The organism is Pseudomonas sp. NPDC088444 (assembly GCF_044900175.1).
In the GTDB taxonomy this organism is placed as follows: Bacteria; Pseudomonadota; Gammaproteobacteria; order Pseudomonadales; family Pseudomonadaceae; genus Aquipseudomonas.
The window spans coordinates 208620-233342 of sequence record NZ_JBJDNK010000005.1 but is presented as its reverse complement, the minus strand read 5'-3'; the positions used below and the strand labels follow the sequence as shown (position 1 = coordinate 233342).

At 63.2% G+C, this 24723-nt stretch carries 11 protein-coding genes; 6 read left to right on the top strand and 5 right to left on the bottom strand.

The window, feature by feature from the left end:
* Positions 1–25: 25 nt before the first annotated feature.
* From araG to ACI2KB_RS12155, 4 genes are all read right to left on the bottom strand, one after another.
* Complete coding sequence (araG, locus tag ACI2KB_RS12170) at positions 26–1561, bottom strand: L-arabinose ABC transporter ATP-binding protein AraG (protein WP_404634769.1); 1536 nt, start codon at positions 1559–1561, stop codon at positions 26–28.
* Positions 1562–1624: 63 nt separating this feature from the next.
* On the bottom strand, positions 1625–2629 hold the full coding sequence (locus tag ACI2KB_RS12165) for a substrate-binding domain-containing protein (RefSeq protein WP_404634767.1): 1005 nt from the start codon (positions 2627–2629) through the stop codon (positions 1625–1627).
* Positions 2630–2785: 156 nt separating this feature from the next.
* On the bottom strand, positions 2786–3664 hold the full coding sequence (locus ACI2KB_RS12160; protein ID WP_404634765.1) for an SMP-30/gluconolactonase/LRE family protein: 879 nt from the start codon (positions 3662–3664) through the stop codon (positions 2786–2788).
* Positions 3665–3734: 70 nt separating this feature from the next.
* The gene (locus ACI2KB_RS12155) at positions 3735–4427 is read right to left on the bottom strand and encodes a FadR/GntR family transcriptional regulator (protein ID WP_404634763.1); all 693 of its coding nucleotides are present in this window, start codon (positions 4425–4427) and stop codon (positions 3735–3737) included.
* A 262-nt stretch (positions 4428–4689) separates the two neighbouring features.
* On the opposite strand from ACI2KB_RS12155, the gene ACI2KB_RS12150 reads away from it, so the two are divergent.
* Positions 4690–5835, top strand: a complete 1146-nt coding sequence (locus tag ACI2KB_RS12150; RefSeq protein ID WP_404634761.1) for an aldose epimerase family protein — start codon at positions 4690–4692, stop codon at positions 5833–5835.
* 199 nt (positions 5836–6034) lie between these two features.
* On the opposite strand, the gene ACI2KB_RS12145 is transcribed toward ACI2KB_RS12150, so the two are convergent.
* On the bottom strand, positions 6035–6418 hold the full coding sequence (locus ACI2KB_RS12145) for a MerR family transcriptional regulator (RefSeq protein ID WP_404634759.1): 384 nt from the start codon (positions 6416–6418) through the stop codon (positions 6035–6037).
* 69 nt (positions 6419–6487) lie between these two features.
* Here ACI2KB_RS12145 and ACI2KB_RS12140 point away from each other — a divergent pair, with 69 nt between their 5' ends.
* The 5 genes from ACI2KB_RS12140 (at position 6488) to ACI2KB_RS12120 (ending at position 24717) form a co-directional block, all read left to right on the top strand.
* Positions 6488–6937: a hypothetical protein gene (locus ACI2KB_RS12140; RefSeq protein ID WP_404634757.1), complete on the top strand. Its 450-nt coding sequence runs from the start codon at positions 6488–6490 to the stop codon at positions 6935–6937.
* A 365-nt stretch (positions 6938–7302) separates the two neighbouring features.
* Positions 7303–19842: a BapA/Bap/LapF family large adhesin gene (locus ACI2KB_RS12135; RefSeq protein ID WP_404634755.1), complete on the top strand. Its 12540-nt coding sequence runs from the start codon at positions 7303–7305 to the stop codon at positions 19840–19842.
* Between the two features lie 77 nt (positions 19843–19919).
* Complete coding sequence (locus ACI2KB_RS12130) at positions 19920–21353, top strand: TolC family outer membrane protein (protein ID WP_404635034.1); 1434 nt, start codon at positions 19920–19922, stop codon at positions 21351–21353.
* On the top strand, positions 21350–23512 hold the full coding sequence (locus ACI2KB_RS12125; protein ID WP_404634753.1) for a type I secretion system permease/ATPase: 2163 nt from the start codon (positions 21350–21352) through the stop codon (positions 23510–23512). Before ACI2KB_RS12130 ends, ACI2KB_RS12125 begins: the two co-directional genes overlap by 4 nt.
* Positions 23509–24717, top strand: a complete 1209-nt coding sequence (locus tag ACI2KB_RS12120) for an HlyD family efflux transporter periplasmic adaptor subunit (RefSeq protein ID WP_404634751.1) — start codon at positions 23509–23511, stop codon at positions 24715–24717. Before ACI2KB_RS12125 ends, ACI2KB_RS12120 begins: the two co-directional genes overlap by 4 nt.
* Positions 24718–24723 lie beyond the last annotated feature (6 nt).

Genomic DNA, 24723 nt, shown 5'->3' with positions numbered 1-24723 from the left:
GCTCACTAGGCTCGACTGACTCGTTTCAGCCGCGCGTGCGCGGCAGTGCCAATTGCAACAAGCGTTGTTCGTTGGCCTCGTCGCGAGACAACTCGCCGGTAATGGCGCCTTCGCTCATGACCAGAATGCGGTCGGAAATGCCCATGACTTCCATCAGGTCACTGGACACCACAATCACCGCGATGCCCTCTGCCGCCAGGTTATGGATGATCTGATAGATCTCCGATTTGGCACCGATGTCGATGCCCCGAGTCGGCTCATCCAGCAACAGCACTTTCATCGGCATCGACAGCCAGCGACCGAGAATCGCCTTTTGCTGGTTGCCACCGGACAGGAACAGCATCTGTTGTTCCGGCGACGGGGTTTTCACATTCATCGAGCGAATCTGGTGCCGGGCGTTTTCCCGCTCCCAGCGGCCCTGAATGAGACAGCCCAAATGTACGTGGCGAGGTCGGGCGCCGATGTTGATGTTCTCGGCGACGCTGGACAGCGGCACGATGCCCTCTTTCTTGCGGTCTTCGGGGCACAGCAGAATCCCGGCGTCGATGGCGTCTCGCGGCGACCTCAGGTTCAGCGGTTTGCCGTCCAGTTGCAGGGTGCCTGCCTGGCTGCGAGTCAAGCCGGACAACAGGCGGAACAGCTCGGTACGACCTGCACCCACCAGGCCAAAGAAGCCCAGCACTTCGCCCTTTTCCACAGCAAAACTGACCGGTTCCTGCAATCCCGGCCCCAACAATCCGGTCACCCGCAGGCTCGGCCCCTGTTGCTGGCGTGGACGGTAGTTGTAGATGTCCTGAATGTCGCGGCCGACCATGCACGTCACCAATCGGTCATGGTCCAGCTCAGCCATGTCTTCGAAGGTACGCACGAAGCGCCCGTCCTTGAACACGGTGACGGCATCACACACACGGAAAATCTCCTCCATGCGATGGGATACATACAGAATCACCCGACCTTCATCGCGCAGCTTGACGATAATCGCCATCAAGCGATCGATCTCCCGGGCCGACAGGCTGCTGGTGGGTTCGTCGAACGCGATGACGTGCGCGTTGCGCGACATCGCCTTGGCGATCTCCACCAGTTGCCGCTGGCCCAGCGACAGGTCGCCCAGCCGGGTGTTGGGGTCGATCTCGTCCGCCAGGCCCTTGAGCAGCTCGCGAGCGCGACGCACCATGGCACGACGGTTGACCATGCCCCAGCGGTTGGGCATGTGACCCAGCAACAGGTTTTCGGCCACGGACATGTCCGGGACCAGATGCAGTTCCTGGTGAATAACCGCCACCCCCGCCGCGATACTGTCTGCGGTGGATTTGAACGCCAGGTGCTGATCGCCGATCTGCAGGTCGCCACTGTTGGGCTGGTAGGAACCACCGAGGATTTTCAGCAGGGTCGATTTCCCCGCGCCGTTTTCGCCCATCAGTGCATGAACACTGCCCGGCCGAGCTTCGAAATGGATCTCCGACAGCGCTTTCACGCCCGGAAAGGTCTTGCCGATGCCGTTGAAACGCAGACTGCCCCCTGCTCGGGGTCGCTGCGCCAGGGTTGCTGAAGCCTGTTGCATGAACCACCTCCTCCTCGCCCTACCCTGACGGTGGAGCGAGGCCTTGCCGATGTACGCTGCGGGTTACTTGTACAGACCGATCTTGGTCAGCACGTCCTTGAAGTTCTCGCGGGTGATCAGGGTCACGTCATCCATGGCGGTGTACTTCGGCGGTTCCTTGCCAGTGGAGATCCATTCGTACATTTGCAGTGCAGTGTTGTAGCCCTCTTTATCCGGGCTGGGCAGCATCGAACCGAAGAAGCCGCTTTTCGGCTTTTTCAGTTCGTCGATGGCATCGGTGCCATTGATGCCGATGCCGATCACGTTGTCCGGTGCGAAGCCTGCGCCTGCGGTGGCGCGTACGCCGCCCAGTACGGTGTTGTCGTTCATGCCGCCGACAATGAGGTTTTTCGCGCCGCTGGGCAGTTTGGGCAGGGCAGCGTTGGTGGCGTCCATGCTGCCCGGCACGTCGAGGGTTTTCTGCGGGGTGAAGAGGATGTGGTCTTCCGGCAGACCGGCCTTCTTCAGTGCATCCACCGAACCGTCCGTGCGCTTCTTGCCCGTGTCCAGCTCGTTGTAGGTGTTGATGATCGCGTAGGTTTCTTTCCAGTCCCACTTGCGGTTCTGGGCTTCGGTGGCCATGGCGGCGCCTTGTTTCTGGCCGACTTCGAAAGCGGCCATGCCCAGATACGGCACATCCTCCATGAATTTGCCTTTGGCGTCGACGAAGCGGTCGTCTACAGCCATGACTTTCAGGTCGTTAGCCTTGGCCTTGGCGACGATGGCCGGGCCAAGGGACACGTCAGGTGGGCAGATGACAAAGCCCTTGGCGCCATTGGCGGCCAGGTTGTCGATGGCGGTGAGGGTTTTCTCGCCGTCCGGTACGGCGATCTTGATGACTTCGAAACCGTGGTCCTTACCGGCCTTCTCGGCGAACTGCCATTCGGTCTGGAACCAGGGTTCTTCGGCCTGTTTGACAAGGAAACCGATCTTGACCGTATCAGCGGCAAGGGCGCCGCCGCTCATTCCTACGATTGCAGTGGCAACAGCAGCACAGCACAGGGAGCGAATCCCGTGGCGACTCAACATAGCTAACTCCTTATTTTTATTGAATAGCTACAGCGTCCAGCAGTGAGTGTCGTGACAGCCTGAACGTGGAAGACGCAACAGGCTGATCGACTGAAAACAGTCATATCATATTATCAATGCGACCTATGTAACCGAGTGTCACACCCTCTCGAAGCATTAGCCGGCAAAGCAGTGTGAGGTCGTTCCACGAATGCCCGTTTCCGCTTGCAGCACCGCGCCGTCCAGCGGCAGGGCATCGTTCGACGGCCGGGCACTGGTGACGAACAGGGTGGTCATGCCCGGACCACCGAATACACAACTGGTCGGATGACTGACTGGCAATTCGATGATCCGATCGACGCTGCCATCCGGCGCAAAACGGATCAGACAGTGGCCGCCCCAACGGGCATTCCACACATAGCCTTCTGCGTCCATCGCCGAGCCGTCCGGCACGCCGCGCACATGCTGAGCCGCCCAGATACGGAGCTCGCCCAACGAACCGTCGGTTTGAATCGGGTAGCGATAAATCACGCCATCGAGGCTGTCGGCAGTCAGCAACGTAGCGCCGCCGTCGGCCCAGAGCATCGTATTGACGATCCCTTGCCCGCCCAGCAACGGCGTGACATGAGCATTGGCGTCCACGCGAAACAGCCCCCCGGAGCGGCGCTCCAACGGCAAGTCCCCGCCCTCGGCGTCCAGATTGTTCTGCATGCTGCCCAGCCACAGTCGACCCTGACTGTCGCAACGGGCCTCATTGGCCCGATTGCCCTGGACAGGGTCGGCGATACACAACAACGACAGCGACGGGTGATCCGTCGGAGAATCAAGGTTCAGGCGATACACACCACTGGAAAGGGTGACAAGGGCATCCCCCCTGACGGTAGGAATGAAAGAGGAAACCGGCTCGTTGAACTGCCAGTGCCGCACCTGGCCCTGATGCCAGCGCAATGCGCGGAATCCAGCGATGTCCACCCAGTACAGGCTGTGTTGAACGTCGTCCCAGAACGGCCCTTCGGCCAATTTGAATCGCTGGTCGCTGACCGGCTGCCACTTCATAGCGAATATCCTGTTTTTTATTGTTGTTGGGGTTCAATGCCCCGGTGGTACTGGGTTTAGCTACTCGGTTTTACTGCGCCAGCGAACGGGAAATCACCTCGCAGGCGTTTTCAATCAGGCTCATGCAGGCCCAGATGCCACGGGCCGAATCCCGTGTGGCAATCGCGTCAGCCAGGTCCTTGTGCAAGGGCAACGTGCGCCCCAACTCTCCCGGCACGGCGGACGACACTTCGAACGAAATCGCCAGCAACGCCCCCATCGCCGGGAGCATTTGCTCGATGAACTGGTTGTGACTGGCCGCCAGCACTGCTTCGTGGAAACGCTGGTCGGCGTGGTTGTAATCCCCCTTGTCCGCCACACTCGCGGCCAATTGTTGATAAGCCGCCTGAATCTCGACGATCTGATCGGGGGTCGCCCGCTCACACGCCCAACGCACCGCCATCGGCTCGATGGCGCGGCGCAAATCCAGCAAATCCATCACAAAGCCCTTGGACAGCCCCTTGGCCGCCAGCCAGCCGACCACCTGCGGATCGAACAGGTTCCAGCCACGAATCGGCAACACCCGCGTCCCCACCTTCGGCCCGACTTCCAGCATGCCTTTGGCCACCAGTGTCTTGATGGCCTCGCGGATCACCGTCCGGCTGACGCCGAATTCCTCACACAGCGCGGCTTCGACCTTCAACGATTGACCTGGCGCCACATTGCCGTGAGCAATCCAGGCACCCAGACGATCCACCGTTGACGCGTGAAAACTGTTGCTCATTCATTCGCCTCTTTTTGCGGTGCTTTGCGCAAATCGAGGCTAATGATCATATGAATGAGAGTCAAACCCCTGTACAGCTACTCAAAGCTGGGCTACACCTCTTGGAAAACGAGCTGCACGGCAAATCTTTCGCAAATAGTATTACGATTAAATTCTAAATCGAGCTATTTTTCAAAAAAATATACTAAATAAGACCAAAAGCCATAAATTAGTAAGACCAAATCACCCATAGCGCCACTCATAACAAAAAAGGAAGGAAGTGATGAGAAAGACATTGGTCCCTGCCATCGGCCTGGCCGTATTGGCAACCGCCCTCCAGGCTCACGCCGCTACCGGCCTGACCAGCGAACAGGCCGCGTTTGGCCAGATGCCGGACGGCACTGCGGTTCAGAAGTTCACTCTGCGCAACAGCCACGGGATGCAAGCCTCGGTCATTACCTACGGCGGTACGCTGCAATCGCTGCTGGTCCCGGACAAGCACGGTAAGACTGAGGACGTGGTGCTGGGGTTCGATGATCTGGCGGGCTACCTCAGCGGCACCTCCTACTTCGGCGCCACCATCGGCCGCTTCGGCAATCGCCTGGCCAGTGGTCAATTCACCCTCGATGGCAAAACGTATCAAGTCCCTCAGAACGACAAGACCAATGCCCTGCATGGCGGCCCCAAGGGGTTCGACAAGCAGGTTTGGAAAGCCGAGCCCATCAAGGACAAGGGTTGGGTGGGCGTCAAGCTGAGCTACGTTTCCGTCGACGGCGAAATGGGTTTCCCTGGGACGTTGAAAACCGAAGTCACCTACAGCCTCAACGAGAAGAACGAGCTGCGCATTCAGTACCACGCCACCACCGACAAACCGACGGTGCTGAACCTGACCAACCACAGTTATTTCAACCTCGCGGGCGCGGGTAACGGGGACATCCTCGATCAAGTCGCCATCGTCCACGCCAGCCACTACACGCCGGTCAACGAGAAGCTGATCCCGACGGGTGAGCTGCCCTCCGTCACAGGCACGCCGCTGGACTTCCTCAAACCCGTGGCGTTTGGCAAACGCATTCGCGAGGACAATCCGCAACTCAAATTCGCCGAGCCGACACAGGGCGGCTATGACCATAACTGGGTGCTGGACAACAAAGGCAAAGTGTCGAACCTGGCAGCCGATGTCGTCGATCCCAAGTCAGGTCGCCGCCTGCAACTGTTCACCACCGAGCCGGGCGTACAGCTCTACACCGGCAATTTCCTGGACGGCACCGTGAAAGGCAAAGCCGGGAAAATCTACCCTCACTGGGGTGCGTTCACCTTGGAGACTCAGCATTATCCTGATTCGCCGAACCAGCCAAACTTCCCGTCGACACGCCTGGATCCGGGCAAGGCGTATAGCCAGACGACCGTGTTCAAGTTTTCCAGCCAGTAAACGCGACCGAGTCAATCCCGAAAAACGCCGAGCTTCTACTTCCGCCCTTGATCTTGATCTACGCGAAAGCCCAGACACCGCCGAGCGCGACTTGCGTTCAGCCTGCACCCAAGTCGCGGTCGGCGGTGTCTGGGCCGTTTGTGTATGAGGAGCAGGAGCAGAATGTTGGCGGGCTCAGGCAACATCCGGTCGGCTCACCCTAGGCTTCGGTCTCAGGTGTTTGCATGATCCGCAGCGGGCAAATCTGCTTCGCTCGTGCCGCCAGCGCCTCCCGCAACCCCTGCATCTGGGTAATACGCTCATCGAGCAAGGCGATTTTTTCGGCGAACAATCGCGCCAGGACCTCAGTGGAGGCCGTTTGATCGTTCCACAACAGCGGCAGATTCTCTCCCATTTCCGCCAATGAAAAACCCAGTTGCTGGGCCAGTTTGATGTACCGAACCAAGTCAACGGTCTGCGCGGGGTAGAGTCGATAGCCATTGGCCGTGCGCTGAGGCTTGATCAAGCCTTTCTCTTCATAAAAGCGCAACGCATCCACGGAAACACCCGTGTGTTTCGCCACTTCGCCGATTCTCATACTCATCCTCGTTCACCTTGACTCTGGACCTTGCTCCAGGCTTTAGCCTGCCGGTTCAAACTGTGAGGGATCGACATGCTTAACGTAAACCGCAATTTGCGCATCGTCCGCGCCAGCGCCCTGTACGACCTGCTGGTCACGGCCCCCTTCATGACGCCGTGGACAGCAGCGCTGTGCCTGCAAGGCTTCGCGACACTCTCGAACGCGCTGGCGCTGGAACGCCCGGTGCCCATACCGGATGTCACGGCGATGCTTTTCGCCAATCTGTTGGGCAGCATTGTGGTGGTCTGGTCGATGTGGCGGCTCAAACAGCCGAGTCGACAGGTCGGGCTGTTCGACGCGGCAGCGCGCGTCCTGTTTGCGCTCTGGCAACTGTACGCGGTGAAACAAGGCGCGAGTTTTCTACTGCTCGGTTTCACCTTTTTCGAGGTGATATTTGCCGTGGCGCAGGCGCTCCCCATCCACACTGCGTCGACACGACAATCGGCCTCAGCGCCGTTGTCTCAGCCCTCTTCCGTCACCTGAATACGAAACTCTCCGGGTGCGCTACGTCGCACCCGCCCCTCCGTTCGAAGGGGTCGTGGAATTATTTTCACGCTATTCGACTACTGGCATTTTCATCGTTCCCCCCCAAGGACGCATTGCTGCTCAGTGAGTTGCAATCGCTCATTATCGCGTTTTGCCGAAACGTCAAAACCCCTGCATTGAACTCGCATGGATCCAAACTAAGGTTGGGGAATCCAACCGCATACAGGGGCAGGTACGCGCCTGCTTCGGCTCAACAAAACGCCGTTGGACGCAAGCGGTTTGCCGCTTTTGGAACACACCAACGCCCAAAGAATTGTCGCGTCGTTGTTTCTTGAAAAAGCGAATAAAAAAGGGATTTGGAAATGGACAACATCGTCGTCGCGGACAAGATAACCTCTCAAATCGATGCCCGTGCCTGGGGCAATCTGCAACTCAAAGACCCCGCCGTCGTGCAAATGCCCGTGTCGCCCAGCCAGGTCGCGTCGGTCAGCCGCAACGGTCAGGACCTGATCGTTAACCTCAAGAATGGCGAGCAGATTCAGGTCTCCAATTTCTTCGTCAGCAACCCGCAAGGATTCACCAGCGATATGGTGTTTCAGGGAGAAGACGGGACGCTTTGGCAGGCGCAGTACAGCGCACAGTCGTTCAGCGGGTTCACGTTCGACGAAATCGCCTCAATTGACGAATTGATTGCAGGGACTGGCGTAGTCAGCGGTGCAACGTCCGCTTGGGCGATCGCGGGCCTGGGCTTGTTGGGCGCGGGAGGTGCGGCAGCGGCGACGGGCGCCGCGAGTGGCGGCGGTGGCGGCGGCGGAAGTGGCGACACGCCGAGCGACACCACAGCCCCGAATGCACCGACGGATCTGCTGATTTCGAGCAATGGCCTGTTGCTGAGCGGGTTTGGCGAAGTCGGCGCGCTGGTGACGATACGAGACGCCAACGGCAATGTGATCGGTACAGGTACAGTGGGCAGCGACGGCCGTTTCGACGTCCCGCTCAACACCCCGCAGACCAACGGCCAGACCGTCAACGTCACCCTCACCGATGCCGCCGGGAATACCTCCGCACCCGGCACGACGACCGCCAGTGACACCACGGCACCGGACGCCCCCGGCAACTTGCAGGTCAATGCCGACGGTACACAGCTCACCGGGACCGCAGAGCCGGGTGCGACCGTTCAAGTGCGCAGCGCCGACGGTACGCTCCTCGCCAGCGGGATCGTCGCGGCGGACGGCACGTTCACGCTGACCCTGAACCCTGCGCAAACCGACGGTCAGACACTGTCCGTGAGCGCCACTGACGCCGCTGGCAATCTTTCGTCAACGGCCCAGACCCAGGCTCCAGACATCGATACGCCGACCACGCCAGACCAGAGCCCTCCCGACGCACCGACAAATGTCGCGATCAACCACGGCGGCACACTGATTACCGGCCACGGCGAAGTCGGCGCCACAGCCACGGTCATCGATGCCAACGGCACCGTTCTTGGCACCACGGTCGTCGGGCAAGACGGAAATTTCAGTGTCACCCTCACCCCGGCGCAGGTCGGCGGCCAGCTGCTGCAAGTGACCCTGACCGACGCAGCGGGCAATGTGTCCCCCAATGTCGCGGTACAGGCTTACGACCTCGCGCCTCCCTCGGCGCCAACGGATCTGACGCTGTCGGCTGACGGCCTGACGTTGTCGGGTCATGCCGCCGCAGGGGTTCGGGTGTATGTGCGCAACGTGGCCGGCCGTGTCATCGGCGTAGGCCGCGCGGACACCCAGGGTAACTTCAGCCTGACGCTCGACTCACCGCAGATCAACGGTGAACATCTGGACGTCAGTGCTACCGACGCATCCGGCAACAACTCAGCGTCGGTGGTGTATACCGCCAACGACTCGCAACCTCCGGCCGCCGTCAGTAACGTGGTGATTAGTGCCGATGGCTTGCAAATTTCGGGTCATGGCGAACCGCTCGCTACAGTCACTGTCGTCAGTGCGAATGGCACCCCGCTTGGCACCGCTATAGTGGCCGCTAACGGGACGTTCCAGACCACGTTGAACACCGCTGTCAGCCCCGGTGACACCGTTGTCGTGACCCAGACCGATGCTCAGGGCAATCCGTCGCCGGACACACCCGTCATCGTGCCCAGCACTGCAGGCCCGGCCACACCGGCCAATCTGGCACTGGATGCCAGCGGTACCCACCTCACCGGCACCGCAACCCCCAACTCCACCATCGAAGTGCGTGACGCCAGCGGCAACGTCATCGGCAGCGCGACCACCGCACCCGATGGCTCGTTCACCGTGACCTTGTCGTCTGCACAGTTGGACGGTCAGGTCATTGACGTGGTGTCAATCGGCACCAACAACGTCAGTTCGGTCACCGTTCCGTTCACCGCAGCGGACATCACGCCCCCTGCCGAGGCCACTGATCTGGCGGTCGCCAACAATGGGCTGACCGTTTCTGGACGCGGCGAAGCGGGTGCGACGGTGACGGTCACCGACGCTCAGGGCAACGTGCTCGGCACCGCCATCGTGGCGGTGACCGGGAGCTTCACCGTTACGCTCTCCGCCGCACAAACCAACGGCCAGCCGCTGACCGTGGTGTTGACGGACACCGTGGGTAACGCATCGGCGGGCACCGGGGTCAGCGCACCCGATCTGGACGGCCCACTGCAGCCGGAAAATCTCAGTGTCAGCAGCAACGGTCTGGTCCTCAGCGGTCAGGGCGAAGCGGGTTCGACCATCACCGTCACCAGCGCTTCCGGCACCGTGCTCGGCACCGCCACCGTGGGCGCGGATGGGCATTTCAGCGTCAACCTCAGCAGCGCGCAGAACAATGGCCAGACTCTGCTGGTCAACGCCGCCGACGGGGCAGGTAATGCCGCGCCTGCGGTCAGTTTCATCACCCCCGACACCCAAGCGCCCGCGCCATTGACCGGCCTGGCGCTGGACGCGGCGGGCATTGTCCTGACCGGTACGGGCGAGATCGGAGCGATCGTGACGGTACGCGATCCACTGGGCACCGTCATCGGGACCGGCCAAGTGCTGAGCGACGGTCAGTTCTCAGTGACGCTCACCACGCCACAGACCGAATCGCAGATTCTGCAGGTGACCCAGACGGATGCAGCAGGCAACGTGTCCCCTTCCGCTGCTGTTGCGGCGCCCGACTTGTCGACGCCTGATCCGGTAACCGCCGTGACCGTGTCGGCCAACGGCCTGGTGGTCACCGGTAATGGTCAGGTGGGCGCTACGGTCACAGTCAGGGACGATCAAGGCCATGTGCTCGGCTCGGCAGTGGTGGGCGGCAATGGACGTTTTGAAGTCACGCTGACCGCCGCGCAAACCAACGGCCAGACCCTGAGCGTGAGTCAGGCAGATGGTGCGCCGGACAGCTCGACCCCGGTGACCCTGACCGCACCTGACCTGCAAGCCCCTGCTGCACCAGGCGACCTGACGCTGAACAGCGCAGGTGACACCTTGAGCGGCACGGGCGAACCGGGTGCGACGGTGCATGTGTATGGGCCTGGGGGCGTGCTGTTGAACAGTGCGTTGGTGGACAGCACCGGGCACTTTTCCGTTTCACTGGGCTCGGTGTTCAACGATGGCCAGCTGCTGCAAGTCAATCAGAGCGACCCGGCCAACAATGTCTCGCCCAATACCCCATTCACCGCACCGGATACCACCGCACCACCGGCCTTGACCAACGTGGCCATCAGCAGCAATGGCGCTGTGGTCACCGGCAATGGGCAGGCGGGGGACACCGTCTCGGTGCACGACGCCAGCGGCAATCTGTTGGGCACCGCCGTGGTCGCCGCCAATGGCACGTTCAGTGTGAACCTGAGCACGCCCCAACTGGACGGCCAAGTGCTGAGCGTCACTCAGACCGATGCGAGCACCCTCTCCTCTCCGGTGAGCAATGTAACGGCACCGGACGTCACGGCACCGCCTACCCCCACCGGCGTCATCGTGGACGCCACCGGCACGACCGTTTCGGGTACGGCTCAGGCGGGCAGTATCGTTCACCTGCTCGACGCCAGCGGGACCGAACTGGACGTCGTCACCGTTGGTGCGGGTGGCACCTTCAGCTTCACGTTGACTCCCGCATTGACCAACGGTGAAACGCTACAGGTCGTGGCTTCTGACGGGGTCAATACGTCGCTGCCCTCGACGACGACCGCTCCAGACACCACTGCCCCCCTTCCCGTGAGTAATCTGGTTATCAACCCGGAAGGTACTAGCGTATCGGGCACCGCCGAACCCGGCACGACCGTGACCGTCCGCGACGGCAGCACCGTGCTCGGCAGCGGCCCCGTCGGCGCCGACGGCACGTTCGTCATCATCCTCACAACGCCTGCCGCCAACGGCAGCTCGCTGAGCGTGGTCAGCACCGACACGGCGGGCAACGGCTCACCGCCCGTCACGCTCGCAGGCCCGGACGGCACGCAGATCGCCACCCCGACCAACCTGGCGCTGAGCACAGACGGCCTGACCCTGACCGGCGTCGGCACACCGGGCAGCACGATCACCGTCGTGGGCAGCAGCCCGGCCGAAACCGCCACCGTCGACAGTACGGGGCATTTCAGCATTCGCCTGAACTTCGCCCGACTGAATGCCGAAACCCTGCATGTCACCGCCAGCGATGGTGCTGGTCACACCTCGGTGCCTGCCACCGTCATTGCCGTTGACACCACGGCGCCGGACGCCTTGACCAACGTCACCCTCAATGGCATTGGCAGCGTAGTCTCGGGCCGAGGCGAAGTCGGTGCGACGGTGAGCATCACCAACAGCGCCGGGACCGTGCTGGGCACCGCGCTGGTGGCCAGCGATGGCAGCTTCAACGTGACGCTGAGCAGCCCGCAAAACAACGCGCAGGTACTGGTCGCGACCCAAAGCGACCCTGCCGGAAACGTGTCGCAACCCGTCAGCCTGATCGCACCGGATCTGATCGCCCCGCTTGCCGCAACCGGTTTGAGCATCAACGCGGTTGGCACTGTCGTCAGCGGCCTGGGCGAAGCCGGTGCTACCGTCACCCTTCGCGATGCGGCGGGCACGGTGCTTGCGACCGGGACGGTGGACCTGAGCGGCCATTTCCAGGTCACCCTTCCAGCAGCCCAAACCACGGGCGCGGCGCTGCACATCACCCTGACTGACGCGGCGGGCAACGTCTCGCCCGATGCCAGCCTGCTGACCACCGACAGCACCCCACCTACAGTGGTGCAGATCAGTCAGATCAGTGGCGACGGCACCAGTCTGAGCGGCACCGGGGAAGTCGGCGCCACGGTGAGAGTCACCGACACCAGTGGCACATTGCTGGGCACGGCAGTGGTCGGCGCCGACGGGCATTTCATCGTATCGCTCGCGCCGCCACCGAATAACGGGCAAACCCTGGATGTCAACCAGACTGACCCAAGTGGCAATGTCTCACCGTCGATCACCGTCACGGCACCCGACATCAGCCCCCCAGCCACGCTCACCCAAGTGGCCGTCAACGCGGACGGCATCACCGTGACCGGCCATGGCGAGCCGGGGGCAACGGTGTCCGTGCGCAGTGTCGACGGCACCCTGCTGGGCACTGCCCAGGTGGCCAGCAACGGCGCCTTTACCCTGACCATGAACGCACCACAGCTCAACGCGCAGGTGCTGACGGTCACTCAGGAAGACCCACCGGGCAACGTCTCCACCGCCGTTACCGTGGTGTCCGTGGACCTCACGCCACCTGACGCGCCGGTCTCGCTACTCCTCAACGGCACCGGCCTGCAGCTGAGTGGCAGCGCGGAAGCGGGCAGCACCGTGACCGTTCGGGATGCGGCGGGTAACCTGCTGGGCACCGCCACCACGGCCACCAACGGCACCTTCCAGGTGCCCCTGAGCAGTGCACAGCTCAACGGCCAGACCCTGAGCGTCACCGCCACTGACGCCGCGGGCAACCATTCCCCCGCCACAGCGATTGTCGCCGCAGACACCACCGCCCCGCTGGCGGTCAGCGACCTGGCGATCACCGCCGACGGCGCGACCCTGGCCGGGCATGGCGAGGTGGCTGCCACCGTCGTGGTACGCGATGCCAGCGGCAACGCGATCGGGACCGGCACCGTGGACGCCAACGGGCTTTTCAGCGTGACACTGTCACCCCCAGTCGCCACCGGGGTCGCGGTCAGCGTGATCCAGACCGACGCTGCCGGAAATGCCTCTCCGAGCGCATCGGTCACGGCCCCCGGCACCCTCGCCGAACCGGCACCGACCAACCTGACCCTGAGCGCCGACGGCCTGACCCTCACCGGCAACGCCACCGTTGGCAGTACCGTCACCGTGCGCAGCGCTTCAGGCGCGATACTCGGTACCGCGCTGGTGGGCAGCGACGGCACCTTCACCGCGACGCTCAGCGCCGCGCAACTGAACGGCGAACACCTGTTTGCCCTCGCGACGTCCAGCGATGGCATCCTTTCGGTGGCCACCGCCTACGTCGCAGCGGACGTCACGGCGCCATCGGCCCTGAGCAATCTGGTGCTGGCGGCCAACGGCCTCACCTTGACCGGGCGCGGTGAGGCAGGCGCCATCGTGACCGTCTCCGGCACTGGCGGCGTGGCCTTGGGCACCGCTGTGGTGAACAGCGACGGCACGTTCACCGTGACCCTCGGCACCGCGCAAATCGCAGGCCAGACGCTCCACCTCAGTCAGACCGACGCCAGTGGAAATGAATCGCCCAGCGTGAATCTCACCGCGCCAGATCTTGTCGCGCCCAGCGCCCCGCTGGCACTGGCGGTCACCAGCGACGGTACGGTGTTGTCCGGTACCGGCGAAGCGGGGGCAATCGTCAACGTCTACAACCCGGCTGGCCTGCTGGTGGGCACCGGGGTCGTGCGCATCGACGGCGGGTTCTCGGTCACCCTGACCACGCCACAGGCCAACGGCCAGGTGCTGTCGGTGACCCTGACCGACGCGGCCGGCAACACCTCGGTGGCGGGCAACCTCACGTCGGTGGACACCACCGCCCCGACAGCGCTGACTCAACTCGCCATTTCCAGCGACGGCCAGACCCTGACCGGGCACGGCGAAGCCGGCGCGACGGTGACGGTCACTGACAGCCTGGGCAATGCACTGGGTACGGCGACGGTCAATAGCACCGGGACGTTTACCTTGGTCCTGCCCACTCCACTGACCAACGCGCAACTGCTGACCCTGGTTCAGACCGACGCCGCGGGCAACGTGTCCCCCAGTGCAACCCTCAGCGCGCCGGACACCACCGCCCCCGACCCACTGAGCAACGTGGCGATCAACGGCACCGGCCTGACCGTCACCGGCAACGGCGAACCGGGCGCCACTGTCACGGTCAAGGACGCCAGTGGCACTCTTTTGGGGACCACGCTGGTGCTGGGCAATGGCACCTTTAGCGTGACCCTCAGCTCGGCCCAGCTCAATCATCAGGTGCTCAGCGTTCAGCAGGCCGATCCACCCGGCAACATCAGTGCACCGGTCACCGTGACCGCGCCGGACCTGACCCCGCCTTCAGCCGCCACCAACCTGTTGCTCAATACGGCGGGGGACGTGATCAGCGGTTCGGGGGAAGTGGGCGCCGCCGTGCGGATCACCTTGGCCGACGGCACCGTGATTGGCACCGGGACCGTCAGTGCGACGGGCACTTTCCTGATTAACCTGACACAAGGGCAACATAACGGCGAACAGGTCAACGTGGTGCTCACCGACGCCGCCGGGAATGCATCGGTTGCGGCCAGCGTGACAGCCCCGGACACCACCGCGCCTGCCCCGGTGGCACAACTGGCCCTGGACAGCACGGGCCTCATTCTCAGTGGCACGGGCGAGGTCGGCGCGCGCCTGCTGATCACCAACGCGGCGGGGGTGACCCTCGGCACCGGTACGGTCGGCGCCAATGGCAACTTCGTCGTCACCCTGAACACCGCCCAGCTCAACGGTCAGGTGCTGACCGTGGTGCAAAGCGATGCGGCAGGCAATGCCTCGTCCGCTGCCAGTGTGACCGCCGCCGACATGACCGCACCCGACCGGCCAGTGGTCACGCTGTTGACCACTGATGGCCTGACGCTGAATGGTACCGGGGAAGTCGGCGCCACCGTGCGCGTGACCAGCGCCAGCGGCGCCCTGCTCGGCACCGCCACAGTGGGCGTCGATGGCACGTTCAGTGTCAGCCTGTCGTCCGCTCAACTGAACGGCCAGGTGCTGAGCCTGACCCAGACGGATGCGGCGACCAACCGCTCCGACATCCTCACTTACACCGTTCCCGACGTCACCGCGCCAGTCGCCGTGACCAATCTGGCGGTCAGCCTGAACGGCCTGACCCTGACCGGCAATGGCGAAGCGGGCGCCACGGTCACGGTCACCGGCCCGGGCGGTGCAGTCTTGGGCAGCGCAACCGTCGCCGCCAACGGCACGTTCAGCGTGCCCCTCTCCAGCGCCCAGCTCAACGGCCAGTCGCTGTCGGTGGTGCAAACGGATGCGGCGCTCCATGTTTCGCCCGCCACGCCGGTTCTCGCGCCGGACACCACGCCACCGGCACAGCCAACCAATCTGTCATTGGCAAACGGAACGACGCTCACAGGCAACGCCGAAGCGGGCAGCAGCATCACCGTGACCTCGGCCAGCGGCGCGGTAATGGGCACGGGCAGCGCTGATGTAAACGGGTCATTCAGCATTACTCTCAACCCTGCGCAGGCAAACGGCGAACTGCTGACTATCGTGGCCAAAGACGGCGCGAACAACACATCGCCAATCCTGACGTATACCGCGCCTGACATCACCGCACCCGATGCCGTGACCGGGCTAGTGATCAACGCCGCGCACACCCAACTGGTGGGCCATGGCGAAGTCGGCGCGACCGTGCTCGTCACCGCTGGCGGCCTGCCGGTGGGCACAGGCACCGTCGGCGCCGATGGCACGTTCACCATCACCTTGACGGGCACCGTGAGCGCCAATCAGGTCCTCACGGTGATTCAGACCGACGCGGCCCTGCATGCCTCGCCAAGCGCCACCCTGACCGTGCCTACGACCCCAGCGCCGGATGCGCCTACCAACGTGGTGCTGTCCGCCAACGGCCTGACCCTCACCGGGACCGCAGCGGCCAGCACCGTCATCAATGTGTACGGCAGCGGCAATACCCTGCTCGGTACGGCCACCACCGACGGCACCGGGCACTTCAGCGTGACGTTGGGTACGGCGCAAACCAACGGCCAGAGCCTGCAAGTGACGGCAACGGCCACCATTGGCGGTGTCTCACTGCCGACCACCGTGGTGGCGGCCGACACCACACCGCCCGCAGCCCTCACCGATCTTGCAGTCAATGCCGTCGGCACACTGGTCACCGGGCGCGGTGAAGCCGGCGCGACTGTCACCATCAACGCAGCCGGCGGCGCGGTGCTGGGCACGGCCGTGGTGGGCGCCAACGGCACCTTCAGCGTGTTGCTCAATTCGCCGCAGATCAACGGCCAGATTCTCAGCGCGCACCAGACCGACGCCGCCAACAACGTCTCCGCTACGATCACCGTCCCCGCCCCGGACATCACCCCGCCTGCCGCGCCGACTGCGCTTGCGCTCAATACAGCCGGTCTGGTGCTCAGTGGTCTGGGTGAAGCCGGTGCGACAGTCACGGTCCGCAATGCTAGCGGTGCCAGTCTCGGCACCGCGCTGGTTGCGGCCAACGGGACCTTCTCGGTGAACCTCAGCGCGGCGCAGCTCAACGGCCAGGTCCTGAGCGTGACGCAAGCGGACGCAGCCGGAAACCTCTCGGCCGCCACCAACCTCACGGCAACCGACATCACACCGCCTGCCGCGCTGAGCAACCTGACCCTGACCGGCGCAGGGCTGCTCGTCAGCGGTACCGGCGAGGCCGGTGCAACCGTCAGAATCACCAACGCCGCCGGTACGTTGCTGGGCACCGCCGTGGTCAACGCGGCTGGCACCTTCACCGCCACCCTGAACAGCGCCCAGCTCAATGGCCAGGTGCTGAACATTCAACAAAGCGATGCAGCGGGCAACTTGTCGCCCGTCGCTCACCTGACCGCCGGCGATGTCACCGCCCCGCTTGCTCCGACCGCGCTGTTGCTGGCCGCCAACGGCCTCACTCTGAGCGGGGTTGGCGAGGCCGGTGCGACGGTCAACGTGTACGGCCCGACCGGCACATTGCTGGGCACCACCACTGTCGGCCTGACCGGCACGTTCAGCTTCAACCTCAACAGCGCGCAACTCGATGGCCAGGCCCTGACCGTCAAGCTGGTGGACGCCGCAGGCAATGTCTCGGTGGCAGGCACTCTCACTGCACCGGACACCACGGCTCCGGCAGCACCGACTGGCGTTACGGTGAACGCCACCGGCACCGTGCTCACCGGCACCGGCGTCGCAGGTTCCACCGTCAGTGTGCGCAGCGCGGCAGGTCTGGTGCTGGGCACCGCAACCGTGGCCGCCAATGGCACCTTCTCGGTGGCCCTGTCGACGGCACAAATAAACAACGAAGTGCTCACCGTCACCCAGGCCGATGCGGCGGGCAACGTCTCAGTCAGCGCCAGCGCTACTGCACCGGACCTGACGCCACCGGCGGCGGCTGCGACACTCGTCGTCAGCGGCGATGGGCTGAGCCTGAGCGGTACCGGCGAAGCGGGGGCAACGGTCACGGTCAAATCGGCCACTGGCGTGGTTCTGGGCACGGGCGTCGTCAGCGGGACCGGCGTCTTTAGCGTCACCCTGAATGCCGCGCAGATCAACGGCGAGAAACTGGTGGTCAGTCTTACTGACACCCATGGCAACGTCTCGGTAGGCGCCAACGTCACGGCCCCCGACATCGACGCCAACGCCCCCGTGACCGCCAGCGATAACCTCGCCGTCGCCACGGTGAACATTGCCCCGGCAGTCACGGTGCAGAACTACACCGATTCGTTCAGCTCACTGCTGCTGGGCGCGACCAAAACCTACAGTTTTACGGTCAACGCAGGAACCAGTGTTGACCCGACACTGTTCTTGAATTCGCCAAGCCTGGTCGGCGTGCTCAGCTCGCTCACCTACACCTTGCAAGTCAAGAACGCCAGCGGTGTCTGGGTCACGCTCGGCACCGGCGGCAGTGGCGGGTTGCTCGACGTCATCGGTCTCGCAGGCGTTGGCGTGCGCGTCAACCTGCCAGACTTGCTGAGCGGGGATTATCGACTGGTCGTCTCCAATACCGGGGTCAACATCCTGACGACGGTCAATACCACGCTGGAACTGGATATCACCAGCCTGACCCAATTCAACGGCACAGCCGGCGTCGCGACCACTGGCAACGTCATCACTGACGTTGGCACCAACGGCCAGGCCGACCAGACCGGTCCGGACAATGGCGCCGTGCTGCTGATCATGAAAGGCGGCAGTTACGTGGCGGCGGGCAGCGGCACCACGGTGCAAGGCCTGTACGGTACGCTGACCATCGATTCCACCGGCCATTACACCTACACCAGCAATGGCAGCGTCAGCAGTGTCGGCAAAGTCGATGTCTTCAGCTACGAATTGCTGCACGCCAACGGCCTGAGCGCGACCGCCAATCTCTATGTGCGCATCGACAGCCCGCAGGCCACCGAGATCTGGAGCGACAGTAACCTCGCCAGCCCTGCCACGCTGGTCGACGCCACCGATGACGTCGCGCACTCGGCCATCACCCTGACCAACCTGGTCACCACCACCAACTCGACGCTGGGCAGCTTCAGCGTGTCGCTCGGCGGCGGCAGTGGCACCTACACCACCAGCGTCGCGGCCAACACCACCAGCAGCCTGACGGTGGTGCTCAACGCCAGCAACCTGTTGAGCCTGCTCGGCTCGATGACCGTCGGCCTGTACAAGCTCAACACCACCACCGGCCAGTACGTGCTGGTGAAATCCTACGGCGGCAGTTCCCTGTTGAGCCTGGGCAGTGGCAACTACGGCATTAACTTCGACGGGCAAACCAGCGGGACCTATCAGGTGAAAGTCGTGGTCGGCGGTCTCGGCATATTGAGCACCGTCAACACCAGCCTGATCAACACGGCGACCTCCACCAACCAGTTCGTGGTCGGCAGCTACACACCGGTTGCAGGCAACCTGCTGACCGACACCGCAGGGGGTGGCGTCGACATGCTGGGCTCGCCGTACACCGTGCTCAGCGTGCTGGTGGCGGGCAGCTACGTGACGCCGGGCTACAACGGCACAACGATCACCGGAACCTACGGGTCGCTGCTGGTGCATGCCGACGGCAGCTACACGTACACCCTCAACAGCGGCCTGACCAGCGCTGTCGTCGGGCACGCCGACGTGTTCACCTATCAACTGACCCACCCTAACGGCACCACCGACACCGCGACCCTGACCATTGATCTCGATCAGGCCAGCGCCGTGGCGACCACGTCCTTCAGTGCGCTGTCAGCAGTCGCCACGACCACCACCGAGGATCACACCACCGCGCTGGTCGCCGCCACGACCACCAGCACCGAGACGATCCACGGCACCAATGGCAACGACACGCTGGACGGCTCCCACGGCGGCGCGATCACCCTCGACGGCGGTGCGGGCAACGACACGCTGATCATCGCCGACCAGACATTCGTCTCGGTGGACGGCGGCACCGGGACCGACACCCTGCTCTGGGCCGGGGGCGATGCGGCGATCAATCTGGGGGATCTGCAAAGCCGGATTCACAACATCGAGATCCTCGACCTGAACCACACCAGCTCAGTGGCGTTGACACTGAATCTGGCCGATGTGCTGGCCATCACCTCTTCGGACAACAACACCCTGGTGATCAAGGGCGACAGCAACGACAGCGTGCACATGACCGACACCTGGACCACCGACGGCACCCACCAATTGGATGGAATCGACTATACCCAATACAACTCACAGGAGGATCCGAGCCACCATTTGTGGGTACAGAACGGTGTACACGTCGTTTAAAGCAACGGACAGCCAGCAACCGACAGTAAGGGAATGATGTGAAGTCTGCTCGTCGTCGCACCTGGCCGTGGGTCGTCCTGACCCTCGGCCTGTATCAGGGAAGCATTACTGGAGCCTTGGCCGAGGATTACATCGATCCGGCATTGCGCAGCATTAGCCCTTCCCGGCTGCAAAGCCAGCCGGACAAGGCCCACGGCAACACTGTAAAGAAACGTTCGACAGCGGCCAGCGCCCCCTCGGTGTCGGGCAATGACGTCACTGGGCAAGGCGATGAAACCCTGGGGCTGCAACAGGCCGTGCGTCTGGCCGTGGACTGGCACCCGAGCATCGCCGAGGCCATCGGCACTCTGTACCAACAGGCCGAGGGCATCAACGTCGCCGAGGCCGGTTACTACCCGCAGATTTCCGGCGGCATCAAGGGCGGCTACAGCAGCGGGTACGGCAGCGATGCAGGGAGCCAGTCGGTGAGTATTTCCCTCAAACAGATGCTTTACGATTTCGGCAAGGTGTCCAACGCCGTAGAAGCGGCAAAGGCCAAAGCCGCGCGCAGTCAGGCGAGTATCCTGCTGGCCATCGACCAAGTGGGCCGCGACACCGCGTTCGCCTACATCGAAGTGCAACGCTACCAACGCCTACTGGACATCGCGCGGGAGCAGATCCAGGGCGTCGGTGACATCGTCGAGCTGGCCAAACAGCGAAGCGACATGGGCGCTAGCACCCGTTCCGACGTGGTTCAGGCGCAATCTCGGGTCGATGGCGCGATCGCCACCTTGCAGGAATACAAAGCGCAATACGCGCGCTGGCAGCAGACCCTGTCCAACCTGCTCGGGCGGCAGAGCACGCCACGGGTGACGGATGATTTCGCCACCTCGCTGAACCAGTCGTGCAACGCCCCGGTGATTACCGACGCCCTGCCGGGCGTGTTGCAAGCGGTGGCACAGCGGACCCAGGCTCAGGCCGAACTGGCGCAGGCCAAGGCCGAAGCTTATCCGACGCTGTCCTTGCAGCCCTCGCTCAACCAGTACCTGGACAACAACTACGACGACCAGAACCCGGCCATCGATCGCACTCAGGCGGCGATCTTCCTCAATCTGGAAGTGCCGATCTATCAGGGCGGCGCCATCAGCGCCCGCAGCCGCGCCGCCGGTTACGCCCTGACCGCAGCCGACTCCGCCGAAGACGCCGCCAAACTGCAAGCCCGTCAGGGGCTGACCGAAGCTCAGGCGCAAACTTCGGGTCTGACCCGTCGTCTCAACTCGCTGGAGTTTCGGCAGAACAGCATCACCGAAGCCCGCGAACTGTACGGCAAACAGTACCTGGAACTGGGCACCCGCCCGCTGCTCGACCTGCTTAACGCCGAGCAGGAAATCCACCAATCGCGTTTCGACCTGGCCAACACCCAGGCCGACCTGCGCCGCCTGCAAATCGATTGCCTCTACAACAGCGGCGGCTTGCGTCGGGCCTTCGGCATCGACCACAGCACCATTCAGCACGTGGAGATCCTGCCATGAGCGATCCCATCGTCATCCCCCACGACGCCGCCAAAAACGGCAGCGCCCGGCAGGACTTCGCACCGTGGCTGGAGGCCGTGCTCAAGGTCGCCCGCCACTATCGACTGGACGTGTCGCCGGAAAGCATTCGTCTGGCCTCGTTGCAAAACGAAGGTCGGCTCGAAGAGGTGGTGCGGTACATGGCCCGTCAGGCCGGGTTGAGCGTGAAATTCGCCACCTACGATCACAAAAGCCTGACCCGCTGGCGCACGCCGCTGGTGGTGCAGATGCGCGACGGCCAGGTCGGGGTGATCGAAAGCATCAGCGAGGCGGGCGAACTGGGCATCGCGTTCAGCGGCGATCAAGGCCTGCAAAGCAGTATCGAGCCCGCGACCCTGGCCGAACAGGCGCTGCGCACAGTGATTCTGCGCCCGACCCAGCCGCTAAGTGATATTCGCACCAACGACTACATCAAGCCCTACGACGAGCACTGGTTCCGGCGCATCGTACTCAGCGACCTGCGCCCTTACACCCACGTCATGATCGCCTCGCTGGTGGCCAACCTGCTGGGCATGGCCGGGGTGCTGTTTTCCATGCAGGTCTACGACCGGGTAATTCCCGCCGAATCGCTACCGACCCTGTATGTGCTGTTCGGCGGTGTGCTGCTGGCGCTGCTGTTCGACTTCGTGATGCGCATCATGCGCCTGCGCATGACCGACGTACTGGGCAAGCGCGCCGACCTGCGCGTGTCCGATCTGGTGTTTGGTCACGCCCTGCGCCTGCGCAACTCCGCTCGGCCGAAATCCACCGGCTCGTTCATTTCGCAGTTGCGGGAGCTGGAGCAGATCCGCGACCTGATCACCTCCAGCACCGCGACCGCGCTGGCCGACATGCCGTTTTTCCTGCTGTTTCTGCTGGTCTTCTATCTGATCGGCGGGCCGTTGGTGTTAGTGCCGCTATTGGCGGTGGTGCTGATGATCCTGCCCGGCATTCTCTCGCAGCGGCGGCTGGCGCGACTGGCCAACGCCTCGATGCGCGAAGCGGCGCTGCGCAACGCCATGCTGGTGGAGAGCATACAAGGGCTGGACGATATCAAGGCCTTGCAGGCCGAGCCGCGCTTCCAGCAGCAATGGAACCAGTACAACGCGGCCTCTGCCGACAGCAGCCTGCGCCTGCGCACCTTGACCAACAGCCTGGTGGCCTGGACCCAAAGCGTACAGGGCGGGGTGTTCGCCGTGGTCATCGTGTTCGGCGCACCGATGGTCATTGCTGGAGACCTGACCACAGGCAGCCTGGTGGCAGCATCGATCCTGTCGTCGCGAATGATGGCGCCGCTGGCCCAAGTCACCCATGTGCTGACCCGCTGGCAACAGGCCAAGGTGGCACTGGAAGGCTTGAACCGCATCATGCAGATGCCGGTGGATCACCCCGAAGGCAGCCAACGGGTGCACGTACCGGCGATTCGCGGCGAGTTTCAACTGCGTCAAGCCGGCTTTCGCTACAACGAAGAAGCGGCGCCAGCGCTGAGCGACATCAACCTGAAAATCCGCCCCGGCGAGCGCATTGCCATTCTCGGTCGCAACGGCGCGGGCAAATCCACACTGCTCCACGCACTGGCCGGGGGCATGGACCTGGCCACTGGCGAAACCACGCTGGACGGTATCGCCCTCGCCCACCTTGACCCCGCTGACCTGCGCCGCGACGTCGGCCTGATGGCACAACAGGCGCGGCTGTTTCACGGCACCCTGCGCGACAACATCACCCTCGGCGCGGGCCAGGCCAGTGATCAGGAAATCATTGCGGCGCTGGCGGTCACCGGAGCCTTGGACTTTGTTCGCCAGTTGCCCAAGGGCATGGACCATCTGGTGCTCGAAGGCGGCCTTGGCCTGTCCGGCGGCCAGCGCCAAAGCCTGCTGCTGTCGCGGCTGTTGTTGCGCCAGCCGCAGGTGCTCTTGCTGGACGAACCCACCGCTTCGCTGGACGACATCACCGAACGTTTTCTGCTCGAAAAACTGGCGACCTGGTGTCAGGGCCGCACCTTGATCGTCGCTACACACCGGGTCAGCGTGCTGCAACTGGTGGAACGGATCATCGTGCTGGACAACGGCCGCATCGTCATCGATGACCACCGCGACGCCGCCCTCGCCCGGCTGCGTCAGCCACAGGGAGCACCGGCATGAACGCTGTGATCATCGACCAGACCCCGCGCCTGCCCGATCAGACTTCTTATCTGGATGGCAGCGACCAGCGCAGTCTCGTCGGCGGAACGCGAGTGATCTGGGGCTGCGCCGTGATGCTCGCCTGCTTTTTCGTCTGGGCCGCTTTTTTTGAGGTGGTGGAAGTGTCGACCGGCACCGGCAAGGTCATTCCCAGTTCGCGGGAACAGGTGATTCAATCGATGGAGGGCGGGATCATCCAGCAGATGAACGTCACCGAAGGCGCCATGGTTGAGCGTGGTCAGGTGCTGGCGCAACTGGACGCGGTGAAAAACGAATCCAACGTCGGCGAGAGCGAAGCCAAATACAAAGCTGCGTTGGCCAGCGTCAACCGCTTGCAGGCGGAAGTCAGTGATCAGCCGCTGAAATTCGACCCGGCGCTGAACGATTCACCCGAGCTGATTCGCGCTGAAACCGAGCTGTACAAGACACGCCGCAAAGGGCTGGACGACACGCTGGCAGGCATTCAAAGCTCACTGAAGCTGGTGCGCAGCGAACTGGAGATCACGGAAAACCTGGCGAAGATCGGCGCCTCCAGCAAGGTCGAAGTGCTGCGTTTGAATCGCCAGCGTTCGGAACTGGAACTGAAAGCCACAGAGGCCCGTTCGGATTACATGGTGCGGGCGCGGGAGGATCTGGCCAAAGCCAACGCTGAAGCGCAGATGCTGGTGGCGGTGATCCGAGGACGCAACGACTCGCTGTCGCGTCTGACCCTCCGCTCGCCGGTGCGCGGCATCGTCAAGGACATCAAGGTGACCACCATTGGCGGCGTCATTCCGCCCAACGGCCAGTTGATGCAAATCGTGCCGCAGGACGAACAGTTGCTGATCGAGACCCGCATCTCGCCGCGGGACATCGCCTTCATTCATCCCGACCAGGCGGCCAAGGTGAAGATTACGGCCTATGACTATTCGATTTACGGCAGCCTCGACGGCAAGGTGGTGACCATCTCCCCGGACACGATTCAAGACGAGGCCAAACCGGAAGTTTTCTATTACCGAGTGTTCATCCGAACCGATTCCGACGTGCTGCGCAACAAGGCCGGGAAGACGTTCGCCATCGTCCCGGGGATGATCGCTACGGTGGACATCCGTACCGGTGAGAAAACCGTCCTCGACTACCTGATCAAACCTCTTAACCGCGCCCGCGAAGCACTGCGCGAACGCTGATCGGCC